This is a genomic window from Clostridium sp. (assembly GCF_032552055.1).
Classification (GTDB): domain Bacteria; phylum Bacillota; class Clostridia; order Clostridiales; family Clostridiaceae; genus Clostridium.
The window spans coordinates 1-1,095 of record NZ_JAWGSV010000442.1 but is presented as its reverse complement, the minus strand read 5'-3'; the positions used below and the strand labels follow the sequence as shown (position 1 = coordinate 1,095).

Genomic DNA, 1,095 nt, shown 5'->3' with positions numbered 1-1,095 from the left:
GTGCACCAGGTGCAGTTAATAGTGAAATGGGTTCTATAAGTGGAAGCAGTGCACTACCATGTATTAATAATCATAATTTCAAGAAGATATTTGGAGAAGATTTGGGACTTAAAGTAGAAATAGAAAATGATGCTAATTGTGCTGCATTAGGAGAAGTTTGGCTTGGAGCAGCTAGGTATAATAGCGATGTATTGTTTATTGTATGTGGTACAGGAATTGGTGGAGCTGTAATTAAGGACAAGAAGATACATAAAGGAAAGCACCTATTTGGTGGAGAATTTGGCATCGCAGTTTTAGAAAGTGAAGGTAAAGGAGATGACTTAACCTTTAAAACGTGGAGTAATTTAGGAGCAACAAGTTCTATAGGAAGAAGAATTGCAGAGGCTAAAGGAATTGATAAAAGTGAAATTGATGGTAAAAAAGCTTTTGAAATGGCTGAAGCAGGAGATGAAGATGCTATAAAATCAGTAGAAGATTTCTATTTTTATAATGCTTTAGGTATTTTTAACTTGCAGTATATTTATGATCCTGAAAAAATAATTATTGGAGGAGCCATAAGTGATAGAGAAGATTTTATAGAGAAAATTAATGAAAATCTAGATTTAATTATGAGTAAGATAAAAGTAGCTACTATAAGGCCTAAAATAGCAAGATGTATGTTTAGAAATGATGCAAATTTATTAGGAGCTTTATTTAATTATCTACAAAGAAACTAAATAATATTTTAGTATATAGACCAAAGGAGTTGTCCAAGAAGGATAGCTCCTTTTTAATTTATTAAGAGGTGAATGTCATATTTTGTGAAGCAAAATAATTAGGATCTATGAGTGAAGCGTTAAAAATTAAGGTGAAAAAATCCTAAGAGATTTTTAAATAAAAAGTGCTTGCACTTATTAAGTTTGAAGTTTTGCTCTGCAAAATATCCCTAACTTTTCACCTTTAATTTTTAGTTCTTAACTAATAAAATGCTTTGTATTTCAAAACTATGGTTTTTATAAAATTAGCAACAAATAAAATTGAAAAATATTTTCAAAATTTGAATAATTTCATTTGTTAAAGAGGATAAAATAAAGTTAAGAGGGCGTCTTAGTAGAT

At 29.6% G+C, this 1,095-nt stretch carries 1 protein-coding gene; it reads left to right on the top strand.

Annotation, left to right across the window (positions count from 1 at the left end; all coding sequences use genetic code 11):
• Positions 1 to 716, top strand: a 716-nt coding sequence (locus E6248_RS16265; RefSeq protein ID WP_316341804.1) for an ROK family protein, incomplete at its 5' end; no start/stop codon positions are given.
• Positions 717 to 1,095 lie beyond the last annotated feature (379 nt).